Origin of the sequence: Nostoc sp. (assembly GCF_036917555.1) — a bacterium.
In the GTDB taxonomy this organism is placed as follows: Bacteria; Cyanobacteriota; Cyanobacteriia; order Cyanobacteriales; family Nostocaceae; genus Nostoc.
Window position 1 is genome coordinate 245,292 of the sequence record NZ_JBALDD010000063.1, and the last position, 26,179, is coordinate 271,470.

A 26,179-nucleotide genomic window follows, 5' to 3' on the forward strand; every position below is an offset into this window, starting at 1 on the left:
TTAAAACTCCTCATACACTACAAGTGTTTCTGGGACGATCGCTTCATCTTCATCCGCTTGAAAATCGGTATTGGCAAAAGTAACTTGAATAAGTTTTGGTTCTTCGTTACGGCTTGTTGTCGGTTTTCCACCCTCAATTACTCTAAAGACTTCCTTAACTTCTGCATCATATGAACGCTGTTCTAATAGAGCTTCTTGAGCTTCTACCGATGCTAAAAATTCTGCTAAATTCTTAGCCGAAACTTTAGATTGTTGTGCATGATTTGAAGAGCGTTTGCGTAATTCGATACTAGCTAACTTCAATTCTTTTTCTGAACGACCTTGGAGTTCTGCATAATATTGAGAGATACACTGTACCCACTGTCCTCGAACAAAGGCGTAAGCGATACCAATATTAAACGGGTCGTATCTTATCTGCACAGAGGTATTTTCAATTTGGGGGTCGCGGAAACTATTAGACCAGTAGTAGATTGAGTTAATTTTTACACCACGTCCAACTTGAACTTTTGCTTTCCCCTCTGAGGTCGTAGGTAGGGTAAGAATCTGGAAGTTTTCATCGTAAGAAATCATGCGGTGAACCCGACTGCCACCAATCGCCATACCCGCAGCAAACGCATCCCTCGGACTCTGGAAAAGTGCCGGATGTTCGTCTGTATCGTAAACTTTGTAAGCCCAAGCACAAAGGTATTCATAAAGTAAACCAAGTGTCCATACGGCTTGATTTTTAGGGTTAACTGACTTGGTGACTTGGCGGACGTTACGAGTTATTTGTGTATTACCGAGTAAGTTATGGACAAATTGAGTATTGGAAGTTCCAAATAGGCGTTCGCAAACCGAACCAAAACGAGCTTTGGCTGGGGGTCTTTGCTTTTTTGTACATTCAAAAGTAGCTAGTAGTGTTTCAAAATAAACGCTGTGAAACTCTGCACCGTTATCTACCACTACAATTTGGGGAAGCCTGCCGTGACGCTTGACACAAATTCTTAGCACCATTAAGCAAGAACGATATGAGGGTGAGTCAAACGTTAGGTAAACTGCCAGCAATCGCCGTGAATAAGCATCTACGAGAAATGTTGCCCAAGGTCTGCCAAGATTGCGACCTGTATCAGAGCAAACTAGCTCTACATCTAACTCAGTATGATCTATATGCCCAATTTCAAAAGGGCGATCGCCGTGTCTTGGGGTAGTTATAGCAAGCTCCCAATAGAAGGATTCATGCTGATAAGCGGCACGACGACCTTGGCGTTTTTTAGTCTGTTCGTAACCAGTCCGGCGTTGTACTTCTTTGGTAAATGCTTTATAGCTCGGAGCAATTACACCAGATTGTTCGCAATCTCAAACTAAAGCCCCGTAAACCTCCCACATTCTTTTTTGTTTAAGAGTTTCATAATCTTCTAAAATAAACCTCTCCATAATTGCTAAGGTGTCTTCAGGCAGCTTGCGCTGACGATTACCTTTGGCACTGCGATGAGACAAAAGCCCAATATAGCCGCAACCGTATTTTTGAAGTGCAGTTAGATATTTAGCTTTCCAGTAACTAATGGTACGGGCTGGTATTGTTTCCTTTTCTGAGGGATGTCCATTTAAGTAAGGTTCTATAGTTTTGTAGCGTTCAAGGGCTTCTGCTTGGTCTTCAGGACTAGCTTGATAAAATCGCTGCCAAGATTCTGTGCTAATATCTGTTTTTTCTGGTGTTTGGAGACTTGTGATTTTTCCTTAGCGAACCAGATTCTCAAATACAGCTTTTTTGAGTTCAATTAACTGATTATTTTCTGCGCCCAGTATAACCTCTGTTTCTCCAACATGGATGATATTTAAACCTTTGCCGTCCCAACTAACAAGCGTTCCGGTAACAATATTGACTACAGGAGAGATAGCTGGAAGACTTACACTTGGTTGCTCAACCATTAATCTATAAGCACTAGCAGTTTGTTCATCACGGAAGATTACACATCTTTCTGGTTCAGCAAGTGGTGAAGCATTTAAATCAATATAGATTTGCTCTTGAGTAATTAAGGTGTAGATATCGTCAGATTTAGCTCCTGTTGACCGATTGAGTAATTCTGCTAAAGTGATTCCTGGTTGAGATGACACAACTGCAAGTAATGATTGAGCAATTGCTTCTTTTACTACTAGAGATTCTGAACGATAATAATCTTCTAAAAATTGCAGATTACGTTGCAGAAGCCAATTGATTTCGCGATCTGAACGAATGCGGTAATAAAGCCCAAACTGGTTAGCATAGACTTCTTTTGGCGGACAATGCCATTGATTATCTTCTTCAGAGTAAAAGTAACGATTGGGGTTTTTCTCTGCTAGTTTTTTCAAATCCTGCTCAGTTTTACACTCTTCCCAACCAGCCGAATTGGTTCGGATGACAAAGAAATCTGGGGTGTGTAAAACGCCTAATCTACGTCCGTTACTTGCTTGATAGTCAAGTTTAATTTGTGGTGGTTGATCGTAGAATTCTAGAACATCTTTATCATGTTCTAACTGATAGATTATCGGCAGTTCAACTCGATGAGACTCAAATTGAATCGTGACTCCCAGTTTGCGACTAGGGTAGCGTCCCGAAACATTCTTACTACCGCCACCAACGCGATGGGATGGCTCAGATGAGCGAACTTTCTCAATAATTTTTTGCCCTGCCTCGGATATTTGAAGGCGAGCAACCCATTGTTCAAATTGCTCTTTCATATAGTCGTTACCGTTACTAAGCGCTTTGCGCTTTATTTTATGAATCTATCAAAATAAGACCATAAAGTTAGGAACTTGCTTGTCTGATGCTATATTACTTACCTTTTACAACACTTATAGTATGCAAAAGTCCACTGATAGTAGATGGATTTAACGGCGATACTAGTTCAGGATTGTTTTGTGACACAAAAACACTTCAGTATTGAGTACCGCTTTGGCAGAGCGATTAGGCGGCGAAGGCGAGAGCTAGATTTATCCCAAGAAGAACTGGCTGAAAGGTCAGGGCTTCATCGCAACTACATCTCAGGTATCGAAAACGGAGAGCGTAACCCTTCGTTAAAAAATATTGTTAAGTTAGCGGCAGCTTTGGAGATATCTGTCTCCGATTTCTTTATTAATTACGGCATTGAGGTTAAGAGTGAATCGGAAACTAATTCCTGAAATTTGGCTTTTAAAACTAAAGTACCAGCATTTAGGTTAATCCAAGAGGAATGACAATTTACTCAGAACATTGGAGCCTAAAACCTCTAGAAATCCCGCAACGGAGTCGGTTATTCTCTCTTGAACCTGTGGCGGTGGGAACTCCCTACGCAGAAAGTCTTAGTAGCTATCTCCATCGTTTGGCGCAAGCGCACTGTTTAACCTCTCAGAAGCTCGTTATGGGAGAAATTGCGCCACTTATCCTCAAAGATGAGGATAAATCTGAGCTACTGTCAAAAAATCTGAGTCACCTATTGGGAAATAGCGATGCTAAACCGATTATCAACGGAATGCGAGAAATGACACGAAAGTTAGTCACTGTCTTAGAAGAGTTAACAATGCGTCAGGATTTACGCTTTTTGACCCTTTTAAGCTGGAAAGGAATGATTTATGACAAGGGGCTATTTTGGAACAATCGCGCTTGGTGTCCTTGTTGTTGGGAAGATTGGAGGCAGGAAAACAAAACGATCTATGAACCATTATTATGGTCATTTAAAGATGTAGAATTTTGTTTGATTCACAAACAGCGATTAATAGAAGAATGTCTTCATTGTGGTTCGCGTTTACCTGTGATGGCTAGGCTTTCACCTGCAGGATTTTGCTCTGGTTGTTACGGGTGGTTAGGGCAGGAAATTAAAGGCGAAGAAGAAATAGAGAAATATCGAATTAATATTCAAGGAATCAGTGAATTAATTGCATTTACTCCCCAATTAGGATATAAACCCATCCCAATCGAGTTAACCCGAAAATTACAATTGATTTTGTTAGTGTTTGAACAAGCAATTGGAAAGGATTTGAAGTTATTGGGAGATTTAGGGGGAATTATGGAATCGTTGAGGATAGCCTCAACAAGAAATCAAAGTCAACCTTATCATTTAGTGAAGTTGATTATTCCTGTGTGCGAGAAGGCGAAGATTAGTGTATCCCAGTTGCTTGCGTCAGATTTTAAAGAATTGAGCAAGATATTGTTCGGGAATTTTAGTCTGGAATTAAAGTTGTGAAGTTTAGTATAAATTTGAAGATCGCGTGCTTTGAGAACTGTTTTATTCTTCCTCCCCAGGCTCACCAAGAGCGTTATCAAGTTTGTTGATGATGTCGAGTAATTTTGATACAACTCGCGCAAATATTTTTTTACACTCTAATAATTTCGGTTTTTCGTTGCAAGCACTCAACACGGTTTCCCTTAATGGTTCTTTCCCAGAGAATTTGTAGTCGGCAATCATTTGATTAACGGCTTCGATCTTGAGGTTTTCCTCTATACAGAGTTGCTGAATCGCTTCAACACGTTCTTGAGTCCAGAAGTCTTGAAAGACGGTTTCGATTTTTTCTTCGGGTTCTAGGATGGGTAGCCGCTCTTCGAGATGATCGTTATCAGCTAGTGCATGATTATTTGGCAGTGTTTATTCGCCAACAAAAGGAGCCAGAGTTAAAAAATTTAATTTTAAATTAAATTAAACTTTCAGCTATTTAGCTTTATCCAGTTAGAATCATTGGTTAATTACAGATTAATTAACGTCAAGAATCGAAGAGCTAGTGCATTTTTTCAATTAATTGCAGGAATTCCCTAACCACTTCATGGGGTTTATCCTCACAGCTTTTAGCATCAAAGCGCTGAATTACTCTAATGCCGTGATGCTGAAAAAAGCGTTCTCGCTCTTGTTCATCTACTCGTGTCAATGGAGTGTGGTAAGGGCTATCAACTTCCATAAGACCCCATTTACCGTGATGGCAAACTAAAAAGTCAGGTTCTAGATTACGTCTACCTGTTGGCGTATTGAGCCGAGCTAGGCAAAGGGGTAAGAAGAGAATACCAGCCTCATCAAGCGCCTTTGCAATTTCTATTTCGTTCTTAGAGCGAAACCTTAGCCCTTCCCAATGGTAAATTCGCCAAGTTGGGTTGAACGGAATACCTTGGTTATTAACAACTTTTCCAGGTATTTTTGCTCCATCCAAAATTGCGCCACACAGATTAGCCTCATTAAGTTTTGCACCAGAAAGGTCTGCCCCTCTCAAATCAGCGCCTGCTAAGTTGGCGTTAGTCAAATTTGCATTCACAAAATCTGCTTCTCTCAAATCAGCGCCCTGAAAAAATGCTCCTCTCAAGTCTGCTGCTCTGAAACACGCCTCTGTGAGTAACGCCCCTTTAAAAGATGCTTCCGTCAACTTACATTGAAATAAAACAGCTTTCTGTAAATTTGCACCATCTAGACAGGCTTTGCTCATATTTCCGCCATACCAGTCTACTCCGCTTAGGTCTTTTCCTTGAAGCTGCGCTCCAGGTAAGCATACTCTTCAAAATTCTCTTTCATCTATGTCTAGAAGTTTTGCTACAAGTTCACTAGGATTAGAAAGCATAAAAAACTTTAATCTTTAATTTCTCTGTTGTTTTAAGAGGATTCACAGTAAATCCCTCTTTAACTAGGATTAAACAATAGCCATCTTAATTAAGAATGGCTAGTAAAGAAATATCAGAATTATATTGACATTTAGATTAAAATATGAGTCTACTTTCCTCACTTGACCTAGCTTTGGGAGTTAGTTGTATGAGAGTCTTGCTGAGTTTGGCTTGAGGAACAAAGCTTGTTCAAGAGATTAGGAGGAATCTGTTCAAAATGCTCTAGCAAGAAATCCATTAAAGCAAGATTACGTAAGTCTAGTGTTAGCGGAGGCCGATAGTTGTGACCTCTTCTAAACCAGCGTTGCACTGTAGGAAGCGATCGCGAACAAATCAAGGCAAGTATTTCGTAGTTTACCTGCCACTTAGAGTAAAACTGCCGGGGAGTCATTCCTAGTTCACAGTTAGCGTAGAGTTGGATTATTTGTTGCTCTCACTCTGTTAAAGGACGAGCATTTTTCATAGACCTTTTTCTGATGCTAAAGGCTCCAAGTCTTCTTCCCAAGCAGCGTCTGCAACTGTCCAGGCTGCGCTGGGACTATCTTTACCTAACCAAATCGGGTAGCGTCACATCCAACAGCAGCGATGAGGTGCAAAACTGTAAAATCTGCCGATCGCAATCCCCCAATCTGTGTGATCATCAGACGAAACCCACCGTAGTTTGTCGCCGTATAAAAAGCGAGGTGTTTCGACGTTTGAAAAATGGCTTGGTAACTCAATCGACGGCGGCGGGATTTCTACATTAATTTGGCTCAACAGTGAATCTGATTTGCCTTGCTGAATGGCACTTAAATAACTGACAATTAGATTATCTTTGAGGCTATGAGTTAGCCTTTGGATGAGTATAACTACTAGGTTCTCTAGCTCTTGTTTCTCCACCAAGTATGCTGCATCAAAATCTTGATCGGAAAAATTGCTGAACCGTGACAGTAGCTCTGTAATGCCAAAGTCATCTAAAGCCTGTTGATAAGTATCCAAACGATCACGTTGAGCGCTCACAGGTTTTACCAAAGATAAAATCTCCTTGAATGGGGAAACCATAAGCCAGCGTTAGCCGTGGAAAGTTGGGCGCTGGCTTTTGGTGTTTTTTTTGGTTAATCAAGTTCAGCAGTGAAGTCTAAATGTTGCAAATAGACTATGGAAATTAGGATAAACCAACTGGGTTAGTTGCCGCAACTGCGCCAACTGCCGTATTTGCTCTGAACAAACCAAATGCCACAATGAGGCTAATTCGTGTTGATAGGGCAGTTGTGACAGAAGAAGACAAGACAGTAAATTTCCGAGTTTTTCTGCCGGAGGCTGAGAGAACCAGATTCAAGATTGCCTGTGCCAAGCATCGAACCATGATGAGTCAGAAGGCACTTGAGTTAATTCGTGCATGGCTGGATGCGGAAGAAAACGAAAACTCCTGATCCAGCAAGGGTTAGGGAGATTAATGGGTTTTTAAGGGCGGCCACTTTATCCTTTAAGTGACAGTGAGCAGCAAAATTATGCTTTAAATCATACAAGCCTGTTGATATCTAGAAAATAGAACTTGTTAATTGCCTAACAAAAACCGTAAATTTACATATAGCTTGTAGCCATTTACCGATTATCCTTGATAAAAAATATTAAGGATATATTTTGCTATGTATATAAATAAGCACTTGAATACAGTTAATTTAGCTGCGGGTTAATGCGGAAGTTATGCCCACATTGACCATTAATCAGCGCCTTGATGCACTGCTACCAAAGCTGCAAGATGCACGCCTGCTGAGTAACCGTGGCATTGGTAACGAAATTGGCTTTTATATTTTTGATTATGACGCTGAATATGAACCACTGGTACAGCGCTACGTCGATCGCCTGAAGCTGCAATTGACGAGTTTACCGATCCAGCTTATTTTGCTGGAAATTGACCTTTACAAGACTATTCTCGACATCTTGTCAGAACGAGGGGTACTCAAAAAAGCTTTTGAGTTGGAAGCAACTAAAGGAAATGCTGCCTTGGCTAAGACCATTGCGCCTCTTGTCCGGCCTGACCAAGTTATTGCCTACATCCAAAAAAAACTTAGGGGTGATGAACAGCTTGTAATCATGACTGGAGTTGGTGCTAGCTGGCCCCTTTTACGATCGCACAGTATTCTCAACAACCTACACCCAGTACTTGACAAAATCCCCCTAGTGATGTTTTTCCCTGGTTCTTACGATGGGCATGAACTACGCCTATTCGACACCTTTAAGGATGACAACTACTATCGGGCTTTCCCTCTGATTCCCCACCAACAACACCACTTATGAATATCGCCGAACTCTTCCTGCATGACATTCACCGTAATATCAATGGCGTTATTAAAGTTGGGCAGAAGGACGACGAGAATATTCGTCAAGAATTGGAAGAGTATGTCGTTACCAACGAACTGGATAGGCACTTTCGGACATTTTTTGAACGCTACACTAATGCCCTAAGCAATCCTACTGATAAGATGGGCGTATGGATTTCTGGATTTTTTGGCTCAGGGAAATCTCACTTTTTGAAGATTCTGTCATACCTATTGGCTAATCATCAACTGGAAACTAGCCGTGCCTTGGATTATTTTGATGAAAAACGCATACCTGATCCGATGTTACAAGCCTTGATAGCACAGGCGGCACATAGTTCTTGCGATGTGATTTTATTCAATATTGACTCCAAAGCTGATGCTAATAATAAAAACCATAAAGAAAACATTACCAAAGTCTTTCAAAAGGTATTTGACGAGCATTTGGGTTACTTTGGGACGGTTCTTCCCATTGCTGAGTTTGAACGTCAACTAGATCGCCAAGGTAAATATGCAGCTTTTCAACAAGCTTTTTTGGCAGAGAGTGGCTTGGAATGGAAGGAAAACCGAGATGCTTGGGGTTTTCATCAAGATGCGATCGCTAGTGCATTACAAACTAGCACGGGTATGAGTGCAGAAGCGGCTAACCGCTTACTGGATTTCGGCGAACAAAATTATACTCTGAGTCCAGAAAAGTTTGCTGGTATGGTAAAGCAGTATCTGGATAGTAAAGGGCCGCAACATCGCCTAATTTTTATGGTGGATGAGGTAGGACAGTATATCGGTGAAGACAGCAAACTGATGCTGAACCTACAGACTGTTGTGGAAGATTTGGGTACTTACTGTTTGGGAAAAGCTTGGGTGGTGGTGACATCCCAAGAGGCAATGGATGAGATTACCAAAAACAAGATTAAAGGCGAGGATTTTTCTAAGATTATTGGTCGTTTTTATCGCCCACTGAATTTGTCTTCTGCTAATACCGATGAGGTAATTAAGTTACGTCTGCTGGGCAAAACTGATGCGGCGCGGGCTGGGTTGGAAGCTTTGTATAGCCAGAAGATTGCTATTCTGAGAAACCAAATTGCCTTTACTCAGGACAGTGCCGATATGCCAGGATATGGCAATCCTCAAGATTTCTTTACCGCCTATCCCTTTATTCCCTATCAGTTTAATCTGTTACAAAAAGTTTTTACTCAAATTCGCCTCATGGGTTCTGCTGGCAAGCACTTGGCATCAGGAGAGCGATCGCTATTGGATGCTTTTCAGGTTGCATCTCAAGCGGTAGCCGGAGAATCTCTTGGTGTGCTGGTTCCGTTCCACACCTTTTACATGGCAGTAGAAGGCTTTTTGGACAGTGCAATCAACCAAGTTATTATTCAGGCGAGTCGGAATCCGCAACTACATTCTTTTGACATTGACCTATTGAAGACCCTATTCATGGTCAAGTACCTGAAAGAAATTCGGGCTAATTTAGATAACTTAACTACTCTTAGCCTAAGTAATATTGACCAGGATAAATTAGCTTTGCGGCAGCAGGTAGAAGCAGCTTTGGGGCGGTTGGAACGTCAAACTCTTATCCAGCGTAATGGCGATGAATATATTTTCTTGACCCATGAGGAGCAAGATATTGGCAGAGAAATCAAAAATACTCCAGTTGATTCAGGAAAAGTCAAAGAAGAACTACGAAAGCTTATTTGGGAATCAATTTTTACTGATAAACTATTTCGTTACAGTCAGCGACACCAGTATAAATTTAACCGCAAGCTGGATGAACAACTCCATAGTCAACAAAGCGATATAACTCTGCACATTGTTACTCCTTGTGCTGAAACTTACAATGCTATGCAGGAGGATACTTTCTGCATTGGTACTACAGGGGGAGGTTATGAGGTCTTAGTGCGATTGCCTTATGAGCAACGTTTGGTAGATGACCTCGAAACCCTTGTTAAGACAGAAAAGTATATAAATTTGAAAAATGGTAGCAACCTCAGCCCTAGCATCCAGAGAATTTTAAGAGATCAAGGCGACCAAAATAGTAAGCGGCGTGAGGATGTGAAAACCATTCTAGAAAATTTGATTACTTGTGCTGATGTATTTGCCTGTGGTAGCAAGTTAGAAATTCGCAGCCGAGACACTAAGAGCGTGCTGAATGAAGGTCTTAAGTATTTAGTAGAAAATGTGTATCAAAAGCTCGGTTACGTGGCTAGTGGTTTTGAAAACGAAGATCACGTAAGCAATGCCCTAACTCGTGAGAGTCAAGAACAAGATATTAACGGACAGCCTGTTAATGTTGCTGCTCATAGTGAAATGCGAGCTTGGTTAATGGAAGAAACCCGCCTTCGCCGCCTTGTCAGCATTAAGGCATTGGTAGACAAGTTTGCAGGCCGTCCCTATGGTTGGTCGGAATTCGACACTTTGGGGGTGATGGCAGAACTTGCTAATAAGGGTTTAATAGAACTGCGACACGCTCAAGGCAACGTTAATCTGCATGATAAAGGTTTAGTGATGCAGTTGCGATCGCGCAAAGAAATAGATAAATATACCGTCCGCCTTACCGATGAAATTAACCCAGCAAACTTGAAGATTGCCAAAGATATGGCCAGCGACTTACTCAATGGCAATATGTCTAGCGATCCACAGTTGCTATTTGAACAATACAAAAATGCCCTCACAAAACGCTCTCAAGAACTCGAAGGTTGGTTAATTCAAGCAGAAGGTGGGCTTCCCTTTGCTGAATTACTGCGTACTAACTTAGATTTGCTGGCTGAATTGTTAAGCAAGGACAGTGCGGCTAAGTTTTTCGACACATTTCGTCAGCGACGGGATGATATAGAAGAATTTATCGAAGATGTGCAAAAGCTACAATCCTTCTTCAGCACACAAATTAAGCTGTTCCAGCAAGCTCATAATGACTTGAAAACTCTAGAACCAGAACTACGCCATATTAGTGACCCAGATTTGCTTAAGCGGGTGGATTTAGTTAAGCAAATTTTGGCGATGTCTGACCCCACTGCCAAGATTCCAGAATTAGCAATGTTACTCCTACCTGTTAAAGATAAGGTGCAAGAGGCGCTAAAAACTCAAATTTATCAGGTGGAGACTAAAAGCAAGGCAATGCGAGAGAAATTAACTGAGTATGTGACTTCTGCTCACCAAGACATTTCTGCACAGCTTGACCTCAGTAACATTACTCAAGACATCGATAAAGTTGTCACCTCAGTTAACCAAGTAACAAGTATCGATTCTGCGATCGCACGTCAGAGTGAACTAGAAAACATCCTCCCACAATTGCTGCAAAAAGTAGATCAACAAGCCAATGAAATTATTCAGCGTCAATCAAAAAACGGCAGTTATGGCCAAGCAACCTGTGTCAAATCCATCGTATCCGTGCAGGTAGCAAGAGTTGCAACTAAGTCGCTACTGGAAACACCACAAGATGTTGATATTTATTTGGAGGCTTTGCGGAATACTCTACTGGATAAGATTCACCAAAATCATCGCATCCGTCTTGAATAAATCTAGCGCGGCGGCTCTCCTATTTTGTCTACCCTAAGCCTAAATGCAACTTGAGAACAGCATCAACTAATTGCATCAAATCCTGATTCAAACAACCTACCCCATCTCCTAAGATGCGCTGCTTTGAAATCGTGCGTACCTGCTGCGCTTGTACCTTAGAAGGCTTAGATAAACCACTCTCCTCTGGATTCAATAAAACCTCAAAAGGATAAACACGACTGACGTTAGAGGTAATCGGTAAAATTGTCACTGTACTAGCCGCACTGTTATTAGCATCATTGCTGACAATCAATACAGGTCGGCGTTTATCCATTTCTGACCCCACTACTGGACTGAGATTAGCATAATAAATTTCACCCTTACGGATTCGGCAGTCGCTACAACGGGGGGAACCCCCGCAACGCGCTGCCTCACCACGTTTCATCTGTTAACCCATCCCCTACTGTCAAATCCCAATCTAGGTCAACTTCAGCCGAAGCTTGGCGGTAAGCTTGCTCTAATTCCTGATACCGCAGTAATTCTAGTGCTAACTCAATGACTTGGGAGCGAGATTTACACCCCTTTGTCACTTTGTAATTCTCAATAAACTGCATCAAAGATGCTGGTAAGGAAATGGATAGTTTTTCCGATGACATGGTATTACCAAAAGGTAATTAATTTTTTCTTACTTTATAGTAGCCAAAATAGTAGGAAATTAACTTAAATCCTGGCGAATAGAATAAAACTCAGTTAAAACGCGGTGGTTATCAAGGTGTTAGTCCGTTAAAACTGACTTGGACTAACCTCCCCAAAATTGATTGTGGGGTGGTTGATGTGGAAAATTACCAATTCTCTATCACCTCAATGAACCGCACCGCTATTAAAAACTTCGCAATTTGGGCGCGTCGCTACTTACGGGAACAAGTAAAAGCCCGTGCCGCCCAGTATGGGATTACTGACAAAAGCATCATACAATCCCAAGCTGTTACAGGTGGGTTGTTAGTGGCAGGTCAAACTTTGAATGCAATAGAAGCAAACCAGTATGAACAACTGCGAAATCATCTGCAAGATTTAACGCTAACTTCCAGCCAACCCCAGGCGGTAGATGCGCTGATAGATGAAATTGCCTACACCTGGTTTAACCGTTTGGCGGCGTTGCGGTTTATGGAGGTGAATGGATATATCGGGCGGGTGTTGAGTAGTAGCGATCCTAATTTGGTAGACCCTGATTTGTTACGGGATGCTAGTTCTATTGCCGAAATGGGGGATTTACCTGGACTTGACTTGGATACTCTCAATGAGTGGCGCAGTTTTGCCAATCATGATCCTAATCCCGATGAGTTTCTCTACCGCCGTCTGCTGTTAGCTCAGTGTAAAGCTTTGGCAGAGGGAATTCCGGCACTATTTGACCCTCGCCAGAATTACCAAGCGCTGTTTTTGCCTGGAAATTTGTTAAATCAAGATTCAATTGTACGGCGGCTGGTAAAGGAGATTCCAGAGGAGGACTGGCAGAATATTGAAGTAGTGGGTTGGCTGTATCAGTTCTACATTTCTGAACGCAAGGATGAGGTGATTGGGGCAAAGTCAAAGGTTGCAGCCGCAGATATTCCCGCAGCGACTCAATTGTTTACCCCCCACTGGATTGTTCGGTATATGGTAGAGAACAGTTTAGGGCGGTTGTGGTTAGAGTCTCACCCGGAATCACGCTTGCGGGAATATATGCCTTACTATTTGGAAAATCAAGAACTTCTCCCTAACCCTCTCCTGCGAGGAGAGGGGACAAGAGAAGAAAATTCTTGCTCCCCTCCCCGCGTCGGGGAGGGGTTGGGGGAGAGGTCTTTAACGCCTCAAGAGTTGACGGTGATAGACCCTGCTTGTGGTAGTGGTCATATTTTGGTGTATGCGTTTGATTTGCTGTTTGAAATTTACAAGGAGCAAGGTTATTTAGAGCGCGATATTCCGGGGCTGATTTTGACGCATAATTTGTATGGTTTAGATATTGATGAACGTGCAGCGCAGTTGGCAAGTTTTGCGGTATTGATGAAAGCACGGGCAAAGAATTCGCGGATTTTGCGGAAATCTCTGGCTTTAAATATTACGGCGGTGCGTCCTACTCATAGCCAGACTTTACCACCAGCTACAGAATTAATTGCTGAAGATTGGGAACTGTTGATTGAAGCTTTTAAGGATGCGGATAATTTAGGAAGTTTAATTACTCCGCCAGCTTTTGATAGAGAGAAGTTGAAATGGCAATTAGATAATTTACAAGCGAGTGATTCGCTATTTCGTGAGTGTGTTCCGGTTTTGCAAGGATTGTTATTACAGGCGGAGTTGTTGACAAATAATTATTGGGTGGTAGTTGCGAATCCGCCTTATATGGGAAGTAAAAGTTTAAATGATATTTTAAGAAATTTTGCTAATAAAAATTATCCTGATTCAAAGTCAGATGCTTTCTCTATATTTATTGAACGTTTTTTGAGTATGAGTTTAAAAAACGGATTTATTGGCTTAATGACACCTTTTACATGGATGTTTTTAAGTTCTTATGAAAAATTGCGTAGACGTATATTAAGTGAAAATACAATAACGAGCCTGATTAGACCGGAATATCATGCTTTTTTTGATTCGGCTTATGTACCAATCTGTACTTTTACTATTTTAAATAAAGCTTTACCTGAATACCAAGGAACTTTTATTGATCTTAATCAGTTTTATGGGGCGAATTTGCAACCAGTTAAGGTTTTAGAAGCAATAAGAAATCCTGGCTGTGGATATCTTTATTATTCAAATTCGGCTGATTTTGCAAGAACTCCAGGGAGTGTTATTGCTTATTGGCTAAGTGAGAAACTATTAAATATTTTTGAAAACGCAGAATTATTAGGTAATGTTTTTGAATCAAAACAAGGTTTGTCTACTGCAAATAATGATCGTTTTCTTCGTTTATGGTTTGAAGTTAACTTAAATAATTCTGGATTCGGATTATGTAGTCGAGAAGAAGCAAGATTTTCTAAAAAACGATGGTTTCCATATAATAAGGGTGGTGAATTTAGAAAGTGGTATGGAAATCAAGAATTTGTTATAAATTGGAATAACGATGGAGAAGAAATAGATAATTTTAGACCAAAGGCAGTTATTAGAAATGCTAGTTATTATTTTAAGCCTTCAGTAACTTGGTCTTTGGTGAGTTCAAGTTATTTTGGAGTTAGATACTCAGGAAAAGGGTTTATATTTGATTCAGCAGGATCATCTGCTTTTTGTCAATCGGATATGATATTTAGCTTAACTGGTTTCTTATGTTCAAATATAACTAATCAATTGATTAAAACAATCAATCCTACTTTGAATTTCTCATCAGGTAATGTTGCTGCATTACCTTGGATATCAGAAAAAGCAAATATAATTAAACCCAAAATCAATAGTATTGTCGAAAATTGTATTAATACTTCCCGCCAAGACTGGGATAATTTTGAAACCTCCTGGGACTTCCAAACCCACCCCCTATTACGCCACAACACCAAACACCTCAGCGAAGCTTTCACCATTTGGCAAAGCAAATCAGAAACCGCCTTCCGCGAACTCCAACGCCTAGAAGAAGAAAACAACCGCTACTGGATAGAAGCTTATGATTTACAAGACGAACTCACCCCAGAAGTACCCGACGACCAAATCACCATCTGCCGCGCCGACTTAAACAAAGATATCCGTTCCCTCATCTCCTACGCCGTCAGCTGTATCATGGGGCGCTACTCCCTCAACAAACCCGGACTCATCCACGCCGGACAACCTTATGACCCTTCCCTACACCAAACATTTCCCGCCAGCAGTGATGCAATAATTCCCATCACAGACCAAGCATACTTTGATAACGATATCGTTACCCGCTTCATAGAATTTCTGCGAGTCGCCTACAGTCCCGAAACTCTTACCGAAAACCTCAACTTCATCGCCAACGCCCTCACCTTAAAAAACGGCGAAAGCGCCCAAGAACGCATCCGTCGCTACTTTCTGCAAGAATTCATTTCTGACCACATTCAAATTTATAAAAAACGCCCCATTTACTGGCTGTTTACCAGTGGAAAAAAACGAGCTTTTGGCGCATTACTATATTTACACCGTTACAGCGAAGATGCTCTTGCTCGTATCCGCACCGATTATGTTTTGGAATTGCAAGTCAAACTAGATGGGGAAATTGCCAGGGCGCAACAACAGCTAGATAATACCAATTCTAGCGCCGCCAAAAAAGCTGCCACAAACCGCCTGAAAGAACTGCAAGCCCAACAGCTAGAACTGCGAGATTACCAAGCCAAACTGCAAACCCAAGCCGATGCGCGAATTAATCTTGATCTTGACGATGGTGTAGCGTACAACTACACGCGCTTCAAAGGTTTAGTTTACGAAGGTGCAGATTTAAAAATTGCTGATTTAGAAAAAGCCTCGCAGTGGAAAAGGGAGTTATTGAAATGAATTGATACCCTGAAAAAGGGGGACTTTAATTATAGTTCCCTCTTTTTTCAGGGGAAAACTTCTTAAAGGATGTTTTAAAAGTCTTATCGTTGGTAGCAAACGTTTTAGATCCCCCTAAATCCCCCTTAAAAAGGGGGACTTTGATTCTAATTCCCTATTTTCAAACGGGACTTTGATTCGAGTTCCCCCCTTTTTTAAGGGGGGTTAGGGGGGATCTAAACGATGTGGAATAAGGTAATCAAACTTTAAAATTATGAATAACAATCTCAATAGTAGCGATTTCTATTTACCTTACAATCCAAAGCTTATAGAAAGAGCAAAAGAACTTCGCAAAAACATGACTCCAGCAGAAAAAAAGCTGTGGTATGAGTATTTAAGGAATTTTAAATTTCGGGTTTTAAGACAAAGACCAATTAATCATTTTATAGTTGATTTCTACTGCCCTACTTTACAAGTAGCGATTGAAATTGATGGAGATAGCCATTTTACAGATGAATGTCAAGATTATGACATAGAGAGAACACGCATTCTAGAAGGCTATGGTTTAAAGATTATTAGGTTCACAAATAGCCAAGTTTTTAATCAATTTGATAGTGTGTGTGAGCAGATAAAGGGTTTAATCCCCCTAGACCCCCTTTCTCAGGGGAAAAATTCTTAAAGTATCAAGACTTTATAACGAAGAATGACACTCATGCGTGCCTGAAGACCAACGACTATTCCGTGTTTCACTGTGCTGTCCTGACCAATGTACCACCTACAGCATAAACAGCATCATAGCCAATTCGTTCCGTCCAAATCACTGCATAAGGTTGTTTTGCTTGCAAACGATGGCAAGCAACAAGTAGATCGTTATCAATTTCGTAATCACCAGTGTTGATATTAATTGAGATAATTTTGCCAATATTTTCTGCTGTCTCGACTTGAACACGGATTACTTTTTCATAAAGTTCTCCGCCACGCTTTGCAATTTCTTCTTTAATAAGTTGGGAGTTAGGCATATCAACAATCTCTTAATTTAAGCTGCTAGCTTTCTTTATATATAGCAAATCATATTGATAGTATCCCCCTGCCCATGCCTCTTTAGAGGATGTTTTAAAAGTATTTAGCTGTGATTTTAGGCACTTATTGATCCCCCCTAACCCCCCTTTTTAAGGGGGGAACCGGAATCAAAGTCCTCCTTTTTAAGGAGGATTTAGGAGGATCTAGAACTTTTTGATACCGACAAGAGGACTTTTAAAACATCCTCTTAGCCATTTCGTAATATTCAGTCAATATCTTCTTGATCAAACTACGATATTTTTCTAGCTTATCCATTGCTGAATTTCCTCCTTTCGTACATTACAGCGTTCTTTGAGAAAATATTTTCATGTTTGATAATTTGTGTAAATTTCTTGTCGAAAGCTTTCCCAGTGACTTCGCCACTTGGTTGTTAGGTGAACCAATAACCCTAACTGAATTAAGTCCCAAAGAACTATCCCTAGAACCAATTCGTGCCGATGCGCTCATCCTACAGCAATCTGATGAAATAGTCTTGCATATCGAGTTTCAAACTCAACCAGACAAAAATATACCCTTTCGGATGACAGACTACCGTTTGCGGGTGTATCGTCGCTTTCCTCACAAGCGGATGATTCAAGTAGTAATTTATTTACAAAAAACTGATTCAGAACTCGTTAGGCAAACTACATTTACTCTTGAAGAAACATCTCATCGCTTCCAAGTAATTCGCCTATGGGAGCAACCAAAAGAAATATTTTTGCAAACTTCCGGTTTACTTCCATTTGCAGTTTTAAGCAATACAGATAGTAAAACTAATACTTTACAAGAAGTCGCAACATTAATTGACAATATCACCGATAAACGGACTCAAAGTAATCTTGCTGCATGTGCATTTATCCTGGCTGGGCTAGTATTAGAAGAAGAAGTGATTCAGCGTTTGCTGCAAAGAGATATTATGCGTGAGTCAGTAACTTATCAATCATTAGTAGCGGAAGGTCGAGCGGAAGGTCGAGCGGAAGGTCGAGACGAAGGTATTCGACGTGTTGCTATCAATATGTTAGAAGAGGGAATGTCTATCGAAGTAGTTGCAAAAGTGACTGGTTTAACAGTTGAACAGGTGCAACAATTGCAAATTGCCGAAACAGAAAAGCCAACAGAATGAACACCACTCGTATCCAAAACACCCTAGAAACCCTCTTCCAAGATTCAGCCCGTTGGTTGCACCCAGGACAGAGGGTGGTGTTTTGGTACGACCCCGAACAACAATTTACCAGCAGTTTCAATGAACTCCAACTCGAAGGCGTAGAAAAACTCCAACTCGCTGATACTGCCTTTACCGTCAAATATCACCTGCTGGTCGAGCAACCCAATCAAACTTTTCTACTGTACGCCCCCTTTCCCGAACCTCCACCCCAAGAAAACTGGCTTCTAGACATCCAAAAAAGCGGTTTAACCTTCTCTGCTGACCCCGCCGCCCTTATCTATGCAGATTTAGGATTGCGATCGCGCCGCCTCGAAATTGTCATCCGGGAACATGATAAATTCTTTAAAAGCCGCAAACGGACAGAAGCCCTGCAAGCAATGGGTATTTCCCCGGACAGCGACGAACGGGGATTACTCCTGGCTATGCTTTCCGTCCTCGCAGGCTTAAAAGTACCCGATGCAGGGACACTGATTCGGCGGGTGCTGCTGGGCGGTTTATTAGAGTCGGATAACGTCCTCTGGTCTGATATTGAGCGTTTTATCTCTCCTGAAGCTTTCTGGGAAGTAGTCCAAGAACACACGGACTTTCCTAAGCTAAACCCCAGTTTAAACAAGTTATTCGTGCAGTTGCTAATCACCCATTTTGCTAAATCTCTGCACGGTACCATCCCGCCCCAGCTAGCAAACCAAGTCATCACTCCTGGACAACGGGCTTATGCCTTTATCGACCAGTGGATGCGCGACCAGCAGGATTCTCTAGGCTGGAAGATCCTCAGCAGTGAGGTGGCAGAACAATTACATATATTTGATGCTATAGAGAATTTAGAGCCGGAAGTTTTATTTGAAGCAGCCAGTTTCGAGGTGGTAGATAAGGTATTAATCCGCACCTGCGTTAAAACACTGCAAATGCAAATGAGGCAACAAATAACGGAATTGACACCCTGGCGAACTTGGTTACAGGCACGTCATACCCTGATTTGGTTCCCCCAGTATGAGAAGATTTATCAAGCATTAGAAGCTGCGATCGCTCTGTTGGAATTTAAGCAACAGTATCCAGAAGGATTCCGCCAACCAGCCCCACTTCTGTTCAAAGCCTACGCCAGCGATTTACACTCTTTTGACAAAGCTTACCGCCACTTTATCGTCAAGAGTGATGATGCCCAAGGAGATATCCTCAAAGGTTTAATTGACGACGTAGAAAATTTATACACCCAATGGTTCCTGGATAGTCTAGGAGAAGCCTGGTCTGATGCCCTTAGCGAAGAAGGCAAGGGAGAAAAGGGGAAAATCCTCCCCCCTGCTTCTTCTCCCCTGCCTTTAAGTTGGGAATTAGAAGGCATAGCATCGCAAACTAGATTTTTTGGTAGGCACGTATTCCCAATTTTAGAACGGAGCGATCGCGAAAAAGTATTTGTGATTATCTCCGATGCTTTGCGCTATGAAGTCGCCAGCGAACTCCAAGAAGTAATTAAAAAAGAAGTTCGGGGTGAAACCAGCCTAGAGGCACAATTGGGAGTTTTACCCAGCGTGACACGGTTGGGTATGGCAGCACTTCTTCCAGGGTCAAAACTAGAACTGATACCAGGTGATGATGATGTTCGACTGGATGGACTTAGTACTAAAGGAGCGTCAGCAAGGCAAAAGGTACTAAACCAAAATAGTCGGGTAGAAGCTACAGTACTTAGTGCCAAAGACCTGCTAGAGATGAATACTGACGAAGGACGGGCTGCTGTGCAACCTTATCGCCTAATCTACATTTATCACAACGTCATTGACGCGATCGGCGATCAGGCATCCAGCGAACGTCAAGTACTATCAGCTTGCAAAACAGCAATTAGCGAATTGCTACGGCTGGTAAAGAAAATTTGTAATTCTATCAATGGTACAAACGTTATCATCACCGCAGACCACGGTTTTTTATACCAACGTTGCCCCATTCAAGAGGCAGACAAGCGACCCCTACCAAGTGGTGAAGCAGTATTGGAAAGCAAACGCCGCTACCTGTTAGCACGAGAACAGTTGAATGACTCAACCTTACTGCACTTTAGCCTGCCCTATACAGAAAATGGCACAGTTGCGATCGTTCCCCGTGGTAGTTTACGCTTTGCCGTCCAAGGTGCAGGAGCGCAGTTTGTCCACGGCGGGGCATCTCTCCAAGAAGTATGCGTACCAGTTATCACCTATCATCACCAACGGGCGGTTAAAGGAGACGAAGGCCCAGCCCGGAAAGTAGGGGTACAGGTAAGTGCCAGAGTTCGGCGGGTAACGAATAATCGTTTTACATTGACATTAGTACAAAGTGATGCAGTTGAGGGGAGATGGCGATCGCGTCAAATTACAGTTGCTTTCTACGATCCCCAAACTAATACACCGATAACAGATGTGCGAGGAGCAAACTTAAGCAGCACTAGCCCCCACCCTAGCGATCGGGAAATTAACTTAAGGTTGACCGTAACTACTGCTAATCCCCCTAGTAACGTCTATTTAATAGTTAAGGATGCAGACGATGAGAGTGAATTGCTCCGAGAAACCTGGGCAGTTAGTTTAGGAATCGCTAACGACTTTGGAGATTTCTGAGCCAATATAGTCACAAGATTTTAGATGTTGGATTATTAACCAACTGACTTCAATCATCTCAGAATAATCACCAGCAGTTCATAACCCTTGTATGCATGACCTGAATCAAAAGCTAAACAGCATTTACCCTGGAAAGGTAGTACGTAAAGACCTGACTAAACGTATTAAAGAAGGTGCTAATGTACCAGTGTATGTGCTGGAATACCTACTTGGTATGTACTGCGCGACCGACGACGAAACCACCATTGAGGAGGGCGTTACTCGTGTAAAAAACATCCTGGCACAGAATTACGTCCGTCCTGATGAAGCAGAACAGACCAAATCTAAAATTCGGGAATTGGGACGATTCACCATCATTGACCGGGTAACGGTAACACTCAACGACAGAGATGACATCTACCAGGGAACTTTAATGAACCTGGGTGTCAAAGGCGTAGTCATTGACCCAGAAATTGTCAAACCCAACCAAAAGCTTCTGGGTGGTGGTATTTGGTGTATTTTACAACTTGAATACGAAGCAGGAACCAAACCCAGTCCCTTCATTGTCGGAAGCCTCAAACCTATCCAAATGCCTAGTGTGGATATGGATGAATTGTTTGCGGGTCGCCCAGCTTTTACCCGCAGTGAATGGATTGACCTGCTGATTCGGTCAACAGGACTGGAACCCACTACCGTCAGCGAAGATGTGAAATGGCATCTACTTGCCCGTTTGGTAGCTCTTTGTGAAAATAACTACAATTGCTGCGAACTCGGCCCCCGTTCTACAGGTAAATCACACATCTACAAAGAAGTTTCTCCTAACTCAATCTTGGTTTCCGGTGGAAAAACTACAGTAGCGAATCTTTTCTACAATATGTCTAACCGTCGCGTAGGACTAGTGGGTTTATTTGACGTGGTTGCCTTTGATGAAGTAGCAGGCATGAGCTTCCATGATAACGACGGTGTGCAAATCATGAAAGACTACATGGCATCAGGTTCTTTTGCACGCGGTAAGGCGGAGATTACCGCTAATGCTTCTATGGTCTTTGTCGGCAACATTAATCAAAGCGTGGAATGCTTAGTGAAGACCTCACACCTACTGGCACCCTTCCCCGAAGCCATGATTGACACCGCCTTCTTCGACCGTTTTCACGCTTATATTCCTGGCTGGGAAATCCCCAAATTTAGCCCAGAGAATTTTACTAACCAGTACGGGTTTATTGTCGATTACTTAGCGGAGTGGCTGCGGGAAATGCGTAAACGCAGTTTTGCCGATGCCATAGACCTCCACTTCAGATTAGGTAACAATCTTAAGCAACGAGATGTTCAAGCAGTTCGCAAAACTGTATCAGGGCTGCTGAAACTGCTCTTCCCAGATGGCTCATTTAGTAAGGAAGATGTGCGCGAAGCCCTAGTGTATGGGCTGCGGGTGCGACGGCGAGTGAAAGAACAGTTAAAGAAAATTGGCGGAATGGAATTTTACGATGTGCATTTCAGCTACATCGACTTGGAAACTCTAGATGAGCATTTTGTCTCAGTACCGGAACAGGGTGGTTCGAGCTTGATTAGTCAGGAAATGCTAACTCCCGGTCACTTGCACTTTGTCAGCACTGGGGATAGCGGCATAATCGGAGCATTCAAACTTGAACTGCAAGCAGTACCCGGTAGTGGCAAACTAGTACGCACTGGTGTAGCAACGGCTGGCAAGATGAAGGATAGTTTAAACATTGCGATGAATTACTTCAAAGCTAACGCTCAAAGAGTTAGCAGTAGCATTTACCCAAGTAATTTGGATTTTTTGCTCCAGTTACTAGACTTGCAAGGGTCTGGCGCACCGCAAGAGAGTGGATTAGCATTGTTCGTTTCTTTATGTTCTGCTTCTCTAAAACGAAGTGTTCAAACGCAATTTGCAATATTTGGGGAAATGACTATTGGTGGGACGATTACACCAGTCAGTAACCTAGCGGGTAGTCTGCAAGTAGCCTTTGATGCTGGCGCTAAACGTATCCTCTTACCAATGGCAAGCGCCGTGGACTTAGGCAGTGTTCCGCCAGAATTGTTTGCTAAATTTCAAACATCATTTTACGCTGACCCCGTAGACGCAGTATTTAAAGCGTTAGCAGTCGATTAAAAATCAAGCATGAGAGTCAGGTAATGAGCTAGCCCATCAGCGAGTAATTGTTGACGCAAAGCTGATGGCACCGGAACAGAACGAATTTGATAATTTCCTCTTGGGGACGTGGGTTGCAATAGACCCGCATTTACTAGCACTAGTAAGGTGTTGCTAGCAGCCTTTTTATAGGTGGAGTTTGACCATGCAGCCACAGTTGAATTTTGATCTCGCTTTCCTTCAAAGAAGGTTCGCAAGTCAGCAGTCGTTACGACATAATCAAAACCTTTAATTTTGTCCAGCAGGACTTCAGCGATGAGTTCGCGCAGAAGGCGGTGTTCTTGCAGAATCAGGAACAATATGGTGAATCTACGGGTGTCAAGATTGCCAGTGGCAATTAATTGAATGTATTCCTCTGCCACTTGTTGAAGGCGTTTGAGAACAGTTTGCAGCGCCCGCTCACGAGAAACTTGGGAGCGTAGTTGAAATAAATCATCCACCAATACCCGTTGCCGAATATCTTCCTGGGTTGCACCTTGGTACATCAGTTCAGCAACTCGCAGGGTTTCAGTCAAAACAAAAGCGTGGTTAGTACGAGCAGCATAAGCCGTTTCAGTCATAGTAGTAAGAGTAACAAAGACAGGCAGAAACCTTTCTCAAATCCAGACGGTAAGCTATCGTACAGCAATAATTTTGCTGAGGAAGGTTTTTGGCATCCTACTATGTAAGTCTCCCTTGATATATTCGTCAAGGATGTAATTGTAATGCTCTTACCTAGACCCTCAAGAAGTACGTCAAGCTTGAAGTTCGCTGATTTTCAGAATGGGAATATTACCACTCGCCGCTAGAGTGGCGATTGCAGCTGTCAATACTCCCGCCATCAAGTCGTCAAATTCTTCCTGACAGATGGTTTTGCTGAATTTCTGGGCTAAGAAACTGGAGCAGCAAGTAGAAGCCCTACAAGCGGAAAATCAGCAGCTTAGAGAACAGCAAGCTAAGGGCTAGAGGTGAAATGAGTAACCGATGCTTTTCCAAGTTCTTACCACTGTCAGATCCCTAAGCCTGATGATGGGATGAGAACTTTTAGAGTCTCTGTGCTGTACGCGATTCATACCAGAGACATTCTTTAAAATTGCGATCGCTTGTCTAGCATCATCTTGTCACTTAAAAACAAGATTTATTCTGAAGTCTTTTTTAACACCTCCAGCACATAAACTTGCTTAAATGCTAGTAATCTTTCATGCCGGGAATCAAAATCTCGACCTTGTGATCGCATATCTGCTTAATACAAGCGTACTCTGTAAAGAATTATTGTTTAACCAAAATGTTAATTTTTCTTACGCATTTGTCCTTTGAGCAACGCCTAACGGCATAAAGCCACGAATCACAAGGTGCGTCCGCATTGGTTGACAAATCTTAGTTTTGAGCAACGCCTAACGGCATAAAGCCACGAATCACGGCTTTGATTTTAAATCCAAATCTGGTGATAGGTATTGAGCAACGCCTAACGGCATAAAGCCACGAATCACATCAGAATCAGATTCAAAATTATTTTTGCAGACATTTGAGCAACGCCTAACAGCATAAAGCCACGAATCACAATAATTTTTTACTATCCAGTACAATAGTGATACGTTTTGAGTAACGCCTAACGGCATAAAGCCACGAATCACATAGGTGAGCCGTTAATAAAACCTCTTTTAAAAGCTTTGAGCAACGCCTAATGGCATAAAGCCACGAATCACAGCAAAGTTGAAAACCCTTAACTGAGGAAGGTTCATTTACAATCTTACAAGTACTTTCCAGATCGAGAAACCAAAAACATACAACTTACCAAAGTTTCCCTTACTGTTCAGCCCCTCAAACCCAGTGCCAATAAACTTTTCCAAAAATGACAAGCACCTTTTTCCTTGTCTCAATTACCATATCCCTTACCGTGTAAACCTTCCCGCCATTCTTTTACCCTAAATTTCCTTTCCCATATAGAGATACTTGTCAAATTGGAGATTGAATCATCGTCCATGCCAAATCAGGAGGTGGTGAGCTTGGCATTTCCTCAATCCGGCCACCAATCTAAAAAACCCAACCTTCATATGGACTGGCTTTTATCTCAAACTGCTTAGAGGATGTTTTAAAAGTCAAAGAGAGTAAAAAATTAAGCGAGTCGTCGAACCATAATACGTATCATGGCAATATAAATAAAAGTTTCTGAGGTTTGTGGAAGGCGTTGATAATCTTTACTTAAACGCCGACACCAATTAAGCCAGCCAAAAGTGTGTTCTACAACCCAACGCTTAGGTAAATGAACAAAGCCTTTACTCTCTAAGGGTCAAAGTACAATTTGCACAATCCATCGAAACATATCCATGACCCAGTGAACAAATTCTTCACCTCGGTATCCACCATCCATCCAAATAATGTTTAAACGTTTTACCTGATGTCCCGTATCATGAACTCTTTGGAGAACTTGTTTAGCTCCTTGGCGCTCTGGAATACTTGCAGAAGTTACCAAAACTCGTAAAACTAGACCCAGTAAATCCACACTCAAATGGCGTTTACGCCCATGAATCTTTTTGGCAGCATCATAACCAACATCAATAGAGATCATAGTTGCTGTTTCTACTGATTGGCTATCGACAGCAGTTTCGGATGGGCTGGGTTCACGTCCTGCTTCTACTAAGAGCCACTGGTAAAGTTTGTCATCTACCTTTAACCATGTACCATCTTTGTGCCACTTGCGAAAATAGCCATACACTGTTGGCCATGCTGGGAAATCTCCAGGTAATGCTCGCCATGTGCATTCCTGGCACAGTACATACATAATCGCATTCATAATTGCATAAATTGATACTTACCGAGGACGACCGCCTGGTTTGGCTTTTGGGAATAAATCTGCGATCAGTTCCCACTGCTCCCATGTCAAATTGTTAGGATATGCTTTAGTTATTTGCTCGCAAGGTGCTGATTTCTTCAATCTTTCAGCTTAAGCCTTGTGAGTTTTCTTACACTAGCCCCCCACTTTTAAAACATCCTCTTAACCCGAACTCAGATTACTTATTAAACCCGAAGAACCCCAAAGAGCCAAACCTACGCTTTGTCTCCCATAAAAGCTTGCGGTGAGGGGATTAAGGGGTGGAGTGTAATCACTAGGGAAATCATAACTAATTATGTGGACATGATATAACGCCAGAACTTTGAATCTTTCTCGATAGTAAGGAAGAGGATAAAAGCGAAATGTTTATAAGGTACGATGCCTCACTTCTCTTTTCCTTGATTCGGTGAAATCGTTCCATCCGCCTGCGCTTGTCTAATCGCTCGTTTGAGAATTAACACCGCCATTTGCGACAAAGAACGCTCTTCTGCATCCGCCAGTTGTTGCAGAGCTTCTTTGTCTTCTTCTTCCATGTAAATACTCAGTGTTACTTTCCCCATGTGATTATCATACGCTTTTCTATGTATTTTTATATTAAATCACTAAAA

At 42.0% G+C, this 26,179-nt stretch carries 23 protein-coding genes, 2 pseudogenes and 1 CRISPR repeat array; of the genes and pseudogenes, 11 read left to right on the forward strand and 14 right to left on the reverse strand.

Annotated elements, in window-relative coordinates:
- The gene (locus tag V7K60_RS23560) at positions 1-993 is read right to left on the reverse strand and encodes a Mu transposase C-terminal domain-containing protein (protein WP_442944454.1); all 993 of its coding nucleotides are present in this window, start codon (positions 991-993) and stop codon (positions 1-3) included.
- 14 nt (positions 994-1,007) lie between these two features.
- Here V7K60_RS23560 and V7K60_RS35400 point away from each other — a divergent pair, with 14 nt between their 5' ends.
- On the forward strand, positions 1,008-1,187 hold the full coding sequence (locus V7K60_RS35400; protein ID WP_442944455.1) for a hypothetical protein: 180 nt from the start codon (positions 1,008-1,010) through the stop codon (positions 1,185-1,187).
- A 148-nt stretch (positions 1,188-1,335) separates the two neighbouring features.
- Here V7K60_RS35400 and V7K60_RS23565 read toward each other — a convergent pair whose 3' ends face one another.
- Both V7K60_RS23565 and V7K60_RS23570 read right to left on the reverse strand, forming a co-directional pair.
- On the reverse strand, positions 1,336-1,476 hold the full coding sequence (locus V7K60_RS23565) for a hypothetical protein (RefSeq protein WP_334928859.1): 141 nt from the start codon (positions 1,474-1,476) through the stop codon (positions 1,336-1,338).
- Between the two features lie 240 nt (positions 1,477-1,716).
- Positions 1,717-2,697: a heteromeric transposase endonuclease subunit TnsA gene (locus V7K60_RS23570; protein ID WP_334928861.1), complete on the reverse strand. Its 981-nt coding sequence runs from the start codon at positions 2,695-2,697 to the stop codon at positions 1,717-1,719.
- Between the two features lie 180 nt (positions 2,698-2,877).
- Between V7K60_RS23570 and V7K60_RS23575 the strand changes: the two genes are divergently transcribed.
- Together V7K60_RS23575 and V7K60_RS23580 are read left to right on the forward strand one after the other, a co-directional pair.
- Positions 2,878-3,138, forward strand: coding sequence for a helix-turn-helix domain-containing protein (locus V7K60_RS23575; RefSeq protein ID WP_334928863.1), 261 nt, complete (start codon positions 2,878-2,880; stop codon positions 3,136-3,138).
- A gap of 50 nt (positions 3,139-3,188) precedes the next feature.
- Positions 3,189-4,178 carry a TniQ family protein gene (locus tag V7K60_RS23580; protein ID WP_334928865.1) on the forward strand — a complete coding sequence of 330 codons (990 nt, stop codon included), beginning with the start codon at positions 3,189-3,191 and terminating at the stop codon, positions 4,176-4,178.
- 42 nt (positions 4,179-4,220) lie between these two features.
- On the opposite strand, the gene V7K60_RS23585 is transcribed toward V7K60_RS23580, so the two are convergent.
- From V7K60_RS23585 to V7K60_RS23605, 5 genes and pseudogenes are all read right to left on the reverse strand, one after another.
- On the reverse strand, positions 4,221-4,574 hold the full coding sequence (locus tag V7K60_RS23585; protein ID WP_334929401.1) for a type I restriction endonuclease subunit R, EcoR124 family: 354 nt from the start codon (positions 4,572-4,574) through the stop codon (positions 4,221-4,223).
- 133 nt (positions 4,575-4,707) lie between these two features.
- On the reverse strand, positions 4,708-5,400 hold the full coding sequence (locus tag V7K60_RS23590; protein ID WP_334928867.1) for a pentapeptide repeat-containing protein: 693 nt from the start codon (positions 5,398-5,400) through the stop codon (positions 4,708-4,710).
- Positions 5,377-5,442 (reverse strand): annotated as a pseudogene (locus V7K60_RS23595) (hypothetical protein); the annotation flags it as partial. The pseudogene V7K60_RS23595 and the gene V7K60_RS23590, both read right to left, overlap by 24 nt.
- Positions 5,443-5,699: 257 nt before the next feature.
- On the reverse strand, positions 5,700-5,963 hold the full coding sequence (locus V7K60_RS23600) for a helix-turn-helix domain-containing protein (protein WP_334928869.1): 264 nt from the start codon (positions 5,961-5,963) through the stop codon (positions 5,700-5,702).
- Between the two features lie 176 nt (positions 5,964-6,139).
- Positions 6,140-6,571 (reverse strand): hypothetical protein, encoded by a 432-nt coding sequence (locus tag V7K60_RS23605; RefSeq protein WP_334928871.1) that lies wholly within the window; start codon positions 6,569-6,571, stop codon positions 6,140-6,142.
- A gap of 221 nt (positions 6,572-6,792) precedes the next feature.
- Here V7K60_RS23605 and V7K60_RS23610 point away from each other — a divergent pair, with 221 nt between their 5' ends.
- The 3 genes from V7K60_RS23610 (at position 6,793) to brxC (ending at position 11,388) form a co-directional block, all read left to right on the forward strand.
- Positions 6,793-6,984, forward strand: a complete 192-nt coding sequence (locus V7K60_RS23610; protein WP_334928873.1) for a plasmid partition protein ParG — start codon at positions 6,793-6,795, stop codon at positions 6,982-6,984.
- A gap of 274 nt (positions 6,985-7,258) precedes the next feature.
- A complete protein-coding gene (locus V7K60_RS23615; protein WP_334928875.1) occupies positions 7,259-7,852 on the forward strand; it encodes a DUF1788 domain-containing protein in 594 nt (197 codons plus the stop codon).
- On the forward strand, positions 7,849-11,388 hold the full coding sequence (gene brxC / locus V7K60_RS23620; protein ID WP_334928877.1) for a BREX system P-loop protein BrxC: 3,540 nt from the start codon (positions 7,849-7,851) through the stop codon (positions 11,386-11,388). Before V7K60_RS23615 ends, brxC begins: the two co-directional genes overlap by 4 nt.
- A gap of 28 nt (positions 11,389-11,416) precedes the next feature.
- Here brxC and V7K60_RS23625 read toward each other — a convergent pair whose 3' ends face one another.
- Positions 11,417-11,812: a type II toxin-antitoxin system PemK/MazF family toxin gene (locus V7K60_RS23625; protein ID WP_334928878.1), complete on the reverse strand. Its 396-nt coding sequence runs from the start codon at positions 11,810-11,812 to the stop codon at positions 11,417-11,419.
- On the reverse strand, positions 11,799-12,023 hold the full coding sequence (locus V7K60_RS23630; protein ID WP_334928879.1) for a ribbon-helix-helix domain-containing protein: 225 nt from the start codon (positions 12,021-12,023) through the stop codon (positions 11,799-11,801). The genes V7K60_RS23625 and V7K60_RS23630 overlap by 14 nt, the downstream gene beginning before the upstream one ends.
- Before the next feature lie 178 nt (positions 12,024-12,201).
- On the opposite strand from V7K60_RS23630, the gene pglX reads away from it, so the two are divergent.
- Both pglX and V7K60_RS23640 read left to right on the forward strand, forming a co-directional pair.
- On the forward strand, positions 12,202-15,831 hold the full coding sequence (gene pglX / locus V7K60_RS23635) for a BREX-1 system adenine-specific DNA-methyltransferase PglX (protein ID WP_334928880.1): 3,630 nt from the start codon (positions 12,202-12,204) through the stop codon (positions 15,829-15,831).
- A 253-nt stretch (positions 15,832-16,084) separates the two neighbouring features.
- Positions 16,085-16,489: an endonuclease domain-containing protein gene (locus V7K60_RS23640; RefSeq protein WP_334928882.1), complete on the forward strand. Its 405-nt coding sequence runs from the start codon at positions 16,085-16,087 to the stop codon at positions 16,487-16,489.
- Between the two features lie 67 nt (positions 16,490-16,556).
- Here the strand turns inward: V7K60_RS23640 and V7K60_RS23645 are convergent, their stop codons facing one another.
- Positions 16,557-16,829 carry a hypothetical protein gene (locus V7K60_RS23645; protein WP_334928884.1) on the reverse strand — a complete coding sequence of 91 codons (273 nt, stop codon included), beginning with the start codon at positions 16,827-16,829 and terminating at the stop codon, positions 16,557-16,559.
- A gap of 368 nt (positions 16,830-17,197) precedes the next feature.
- Between V7K60_RS23645 and V7K60_RS23650 the strand changes: the two genes are divergently transcribed.
- The 3 genes from V7K60_RS23650 to brxL all read left to right on the forward strand — a co-directional run bounded on the left by V7K60_RS23650 (position 17,198) and on the right by brxL (position 22,720).
- Positions 17,198-17,992 (forward strand): Rpn family recombination-promoting nuclease/putative transposase, encoded by a 795-nt coding sequence (locus V7K60_RS23650; protein WP_334928886.1) that lies wholly within the window; start codon positions 17,198-17,200, stop codon positions 17,990-17,992.
- Positions 17,989-20,610 carry a BREX-1 system phosphatase PglZ type A gene (gene pglZ / locus V7K60_RS23655; protein WP_334928888.1) on the forward strand — a complete coding sequence of 874 codons (2,622 nt, stop codon included), beginning with the start codon at positions 17,989-17,991 and terminating at the stop codon, positions 20,608-20,610. The genes V7K60_RS23650 and pglZ overlap by 4 nt, the downstream gene beginning before the upstream one ends.
- Positions 20,611-20,701: 91 nt before the next feature.
- Complete coding sequence (gene brxL / locus V7K60_RS23660; protein ID WP_334928890.1) at positions 20,702-22,720, forward strand: protease Lon-related BREX system protein BrxL; 2,019 nt, start codon at positions 20,702-20,704, stop codon at positions 22,718-22,720.
- On the opposite strand, the gene V7K60_RS23665 is transcribed toward brxL, so the two are convergent.
- The 3 genes and pseudogenes from V7K60_RS23665 to V7K60_RS23675 all read right to left on the reverse strand — a co-directional run bounded on the left by V7K60_RS23665 (position 22,717) and on the right by V7K60_RS23675 (position 26,131).
- Positions 22,717-23,319, reverse strand: a complete 603-nt coding sequence (locus V7K60_RS23665; RefSeq protein ID WP_334928892.1) for a BrxA family protein — start codon at positions 23,317-23,319, stop codon at positions 22,717-22,719. The genes brxL and V7K60_RS23665 overlap by 4 nt on opposite strands.
- A gap of 732 nt (positions 23,320-24,051) precedes the next feature.
- Positions 24,052-24,444: a CRISPR direct-repeat array (repeat unit 36 nt; unit sequence TTGAGCAACGCCTAACGGCATAAAGCCACGAATCAC).
- A 410-nt stretch (positions 24,445-24,854) separates the two neighbouring features.
- Positions 24,855-25,646: pseudogene (locus V7K60_RS23670) on the reverse strand (IS5 family transposase).
- Positions 25,647-25,954: 308 nt separating this feature from the next.
- A complete protein-coding gene (locus V7K60_RS23675) occupies positions 25,955-26,131 on the reverse strand; it encodes a ribbon-helix-helix domain-containing protein (RefSeq protein WP_334928894.1) in 177 nt (58 codons plus the stop codon).
- Positions 26,132-26,179: the final 48 nt, after the last annotated feature.

Coding starts and splice junctions, on each gene's coding strand:
- V7K60_RS23560 (WP_442944454.1), bottom strand. CDS start 993: ATGGTGCTAAGAATTTGTGTCAAGCGTCACGGCAGGCTTCCCCAAATT.
- V7K60_RS35400 (WP_442944455.1), top strand. CDS start 1,008: ATGAGGGTGAGTCAAACGTTAGGTAAACTGCCAGCAATCGCCGTGAAT.
- brxC (WP_334928877.1), top strand. CDS start 7,849: ATGAATATCGCCGAACTCTTCCTGCATGACATTCACCGTAATATCAAT.
- V7K60_RS23645 (WP_334928884.1), bottom strand. CDS start 16,829: ATGCCTAACTCCCAACTTATTAAAGAAGAAATTGCAAAGCGTGGCGGA.
- V7K60_RS23630 (WP_334928879.1), bottom strand. CDS start 12,023: ATGTCATCGGAAAAACTATCCATTTCCTTACCAGCATCTTTGATGCAG.
- V7K60_RS23570 (WP_334928861.1), bottom strand. CDS start 2,697: ATGAAAGAGCAATTTGAACAATGGGTTGCTCGCCTTCAAATATCCGAG.
- V7K60_RS23600 (WP_334928869.1), bottom strand. CDS start 5,963: ATGACTCCCCGGCAGTTTTACTCTAAGTGGCAGGTAAACTACGAAATA.
- pglZ (WP_334928888.1), top strand. CDS start 17,989: ATGAACACCACTCGTATCCAAAACACCCTAGAAACCCTCTTCCAAGAT.
- V7K60_RS23625 (WP_334928878.1), bottom strand. CDS start 11,812: ATGAAACGTGGTGAGGCAGCGCGTTGCGGGGGTTCCCCCCGTTGTAGC.
- V7K60_RS23580 (WP_334928865.1), top strand. CDS start 3,189: ATGACAATTTACTCAGAACATTGGAGCCTAAAACCTCTAGAAATCCCG.
- V7K60_RS23665 (WP_334928892.1), bottom strand. CDS start 23,319: ATGACTGAAACGGCTTATGCTGCTCGTACTAACCACGCTTTTGTTTTG.
- V7K60_RS23675 (WP_334928894.1), bottom strand. CDS start 26,131: ATGGGGAAAGTAACACTGAGTATTTACATGGAAGAAGAAGACAAAGAA.
- V7K60_RS23640 (WP_334928882.1), top strand. CDS start 16,085: ATGAATAACAATCTCAATAGTAGCGATTTCTATTTACCTTACAATCCA.
- V7K60_RS23615 (WP_334928875.1), top strand. CDS start 7,259: ATGCCCACATTGACCATTAATCAGCGCCTTGATGCACTGCTACCAAAG.
- V7K60_RS23610 (WP_334928873.1), top strand. CDS start 6,793: ATGAGGCTAATTCGTGTTGATAGGGCAGTTGTGACAGAAGAAGACAAG.
- V7K60_RS23590 (WP_334928867.1), bottom strand. CDS start 5,400: ATGAGCAAAGCCTGTCTAGATGGTGCAAATTTACAGAAAGCTGTTTTA.
- brxL (WP_334928890.1), top strand. CDS start 20,702: ATGCATGACCTGAATCAAAAGCTAAACAGCATTTACCCTGGAAAGGTA.
- V7K60_RS23650 (WP_334928886.1), top strand. CDS start 17,198: ATGTTTGATAATTTGTGTAAATTTCTTGTCGAAAGCTTTCCCAGTGAC.